Below are 3,443 nucleotides of genomic sequence, written 5' to 3'. Positions count from 1 at the left end.
CTGGCTTACCTGTTCATTGCCCACGACCTGGCCATGGTCCATCACCTCAGCCGGCGCATCGGTGTCATGTATCTGGGGCGCCTCGTCGAGCTGGGAGACGGCGATGCCGTGTATCATACGCCGCTGCACCCCTATACACAGGCCTTGATTTCAGCCGTTCCCGTGCCGGATCCACACTATCGCCGGCAGGTCTGCATTTCCGGTGAAGTCCCCAGTCCGCTGGATCCGCCGCCGGGATGTGTGTTCCATCCCCGGTGCCCGCTGGCCGATGAACGCTGTAAGATGGAAGCCCCAGTCCTGCAGGAAATCATGCCGGGACGGATGGTGGCCTGCCATCATGCCGGGAAGGAGGTCCGGTGATGAAGAAATTATGGATACTCCTGCTGTGTCTGCTGATGCTGATTCTGGCGGGATGCGGCACCGATACAAATGACAAGGTCAGTTATGCCCTGGAAGCCGAACCGGCCAGCCTTGATCCGGCTATGACGACGGGGCTGGCCGAAGCCAACGTGCAGGCCGAGCTTTTCGAAGGCCTGACCCGGCTGGACAAGGACAATCAGCCCCAGCCAGCACTGGCAGACCGCTGGGACCTGTCAGCAGATGGAAAAACCTATATCTTTCACTTGCGGCCTGGAATCACCTGGAGCGATGGCACTCCCATCACAGCTCATGATTTCGTCTATTCCTGGATGAGGGTCATCGATCCGTCCGTAGCATCTCCTAATGCCTACATGATGTTCATCATCGACGGTGCGGAAGCGTACAATAAGAAAAAAGGAACGGCAGATGACGTAGGCATAAAGGCACTGGATGACCAGACGCTGCAGATACGGCTGAAGAATCCGACAGCGTATTTTCTCAATCTGACGGCGTTTCACTGTTATTATCCCGTCCCTGAAGCCTGTGTCCGGGCCAATCCCGATACGTGGGCGGCCAATGCCAGCGGATTTGTCGGCTGTGGTCCCTTTACCCTGGAAACGTGGGTCCATTCCAGTGAAATCGTGGTGAAGAAGAATCCGGCCTACTGGGACGTGGATCATGTGCGGTCCGATTATCTCGATTTTCCCATCAGTGAATCCCAGTCTACGCGGCTGACCCTCGTCGAAAGCGGGCAGGCCAATATGATGGTAGAACCGCCGCCGGCAGAACAGCAGCGGCTGGAATCAATGGGACTCTATCAGGTAGCTCCCTATTTGGGGACTTATTATTATGTCTTTAATACACAAAAAGCCCCCTTCGATGATGTCCGCGTCCGTAAAGCCTTCGCTCTGGCGATGGAACGGGAAGGCCTGGTGAAGCATATCGTGCGGGGACGCAAAGAAGCGGCTTACGCCTGGGTACCGCCGGGAATGAAAAATCCGGCTACCGGTCAGGACTTCCGCAAAGAAGGCGGGAATCTTCAGGAAGAAAATGTGGAAAAAGCGAAAGAACTCCTGAAAGAAGCCGGCTATGATGAAGCTCATCAGCCCGACGTGACGATTCTGTTTAATACGAATGAAATGCACAAGGCCGTTGCCGAAGCCGTGCAAGCCATGTGGCAGGAAAATCTGGGTGTCCATGCGGAACTTACCAATCAGGAAGCCAAAGTATACCTGGCCTCGCGGACACAGGGAAACTATCAGGTGGCCCGGGCATCGTGGGTAGCCGATTATGCCGATCCCATGACCTTCCTCGACGTATTTGCCGACGAAGAAAATGACGCCCAGTACCATAACAAGGCCTATGCAGATTTAGTCGGCAAAGCGAAAGAAGAAAAAGACCCGGGGCGGCGTATGGAGTACATGCATCAGGCAGAGCAGATACTCTTCGACGATTGTGTGCTCATACCGATTTATTATACGACCCAGCCTTTTGTCGTACAGCCTTATGTCAAAGGCTATCACTGGAGTCCCCTGGGACTGATTGATTTAAAGGAAGCCTATATTGAAAAATAGAGAAAACGTGAGAAAGGATTGGTCTTCTTGCAGCAGTATACATTAGGCCGGGCCCTGCAGCCCGGTGACACTCTGGGAATCGTCGCCCCGTCGGCGCCGCTCGATGAAAAGCGCTTTCAGGCGGGAATGGCCTACCTTCATTCCCTGGGATTTAGGACGAAGTGCGGCCAGTCGGTGCAGGAGCGCTGGGGATATCTGGCCGGGAGCGATGACGTGCGGGCTCGGGATATCAACGGATTTTTTGCCGATTCCTCTATAGACGGGATCCTCTGCATGCGCGGCGGCTATGGGGCAGCCCGGCTGCTGCCGCTCCTGGATTATGATGCCATTGCCCGCCATCCCAAACTGTTCATCGGATTCAGTGATATCACGGCCCTCCACACGGCTCTCCTCCAGCGGTCCGGCCTGGCTACCATCCACGGAGCGATGCTCACGGGTCTCGGTGGAAAAGCCACGCGCTATACGTATGAACAGTTTGCGGCAGGACTTGCCAATCCGGCCATGACCGGCCCGGTCCGGCTGCCCCGGGGACATCACCTGGAAACCCTCGTCGAAGGCGACGCAGAAGGCAATCTTGCCGGTGGCAATATGATGCTCATTTCGTCGCTCATAGGGACACCTTATGAACTGGATGGGCAGGGACAGATCCTGTTTCTGGAAGAAATCGGGGAAGAAGCCTATGCTATCGACCGCATGCTCTGCCAGTTTGAACAGTCCGGACTCATCGACCGCATAGCAGGCCTTGCCTTAGGCGAGTTTACCCGCTGCCATCCCGTAAAGCCGGCAGCAGGCGAATGGACCGTGCGGGAAGTCATCGAACAGTACGTCCGGCGCTGGGGGAAACCGGCCATCTGGGGTCTGCCTTACGGCCACGGACGCCATAACGGCTGGCTGCCCCTGGGACGGCCGGCCCATCTCATAGCCGGAAAAGAAAAAGCACGGCTGGTGCTGGGATGAAACGAATCGGGAAGTACATTTCCAAAGAAAGAAGGACAGGATATGGATGGAAAGACGATGAAAGACATCAGCGACCGCAAGGTCGATGAGATAGAACAGTGTATCTGGGATATAGCAGACTATCTGCACAGTCATCCGGAATTGGGGACGCAGGAGGTCCTGGCTTCGGCCTATTTGCGCCGCGTGCTGACAGAGGCGGGATTTACCGTGGGTGATTGCGTGTCCGAAGCGTTCCCGACGGCTTTTGAGGCCGTCTGTGGCAGCGGCCCGGTACATATCGGCTTTCTTGCCGAATACGACGCACTGCCCGGTATCGGCCATGGCTGCGGCCATAATCTGATTGCCGCCATGAGTGTGGGAGCGGCTATTGCCTTTGCAGCCGCAGCATCGGATGAGGCGACGATTCATGTCTATGGCTGTCCGGCAGAAGAAACGGCGGCCAGTAAGGCCTACATGAGTGCCCACCATGTCTTTGATTCTCTTACGGCGGCGCTCATCATCCATCCCGGGGAAGACAAGACGACTCTGGGAGGGACGTCTTATGCGACACAT

Annotated in this window: 3 protein-coding genes and 1 pseudogene; all 4 read left to right on the top strand. The window is 56.2% G+C overall.

Annotated features, from left to right (window positions below; translation table 11 throughout):
* The coding region (locus DBO31_RS01525) for an ABC transporter ATP-binding protein (protein WP_150824268.1) at positions 1 to 360 on the top strand (360 nt) is incomplete at its 5' end.
* On the top strand, positions 360 to 1,934 hold the full coding sequence (locus DBO31_RS01520) for a peptide ABC transporter substrate-binding protein (protein ID WP_075581966.1): 1,575 nt from the start codon (positions 360 to 362) through the stop codon (positions 1,932 to 1,934). The genes DBO31_RS01525 and DBO31_RS01520, both read left to right, overlap by 1 nt.
* A 27-nt stretch (positions 1,935 to 1,961) precedes the next feature.
* Positions 1,962 to 2,891, top strand: a complete 930-nt coding sequence (locus DBO31_RS01515; protein ID WP_234995349.1) for an LD-carboxypeptidase — start codon at positions 1,962 to 1,964, stop codon at positions 2,889 to 2,891.
* 42 nt (positions 2,892 to 2,933) lie between these two features.
* Positions 2,934 to 3,443: pseudogene (locus DBO31_RS01510) on the top strand (M20 family peptidase); the annotation flags it as partial.

This window comes from Megasphaera sp. DJF_B143, from assembly GCF_900320625.1.
Lineage (GTDB): Bacteria > Bacillota > Negativicutes > Veillonellales > Megasphaeraceae > Megasphaera > Megasphaera hexanoica.
This window is presented reverse-complemented; position numbering and strand designations above follow the sequence as displayed.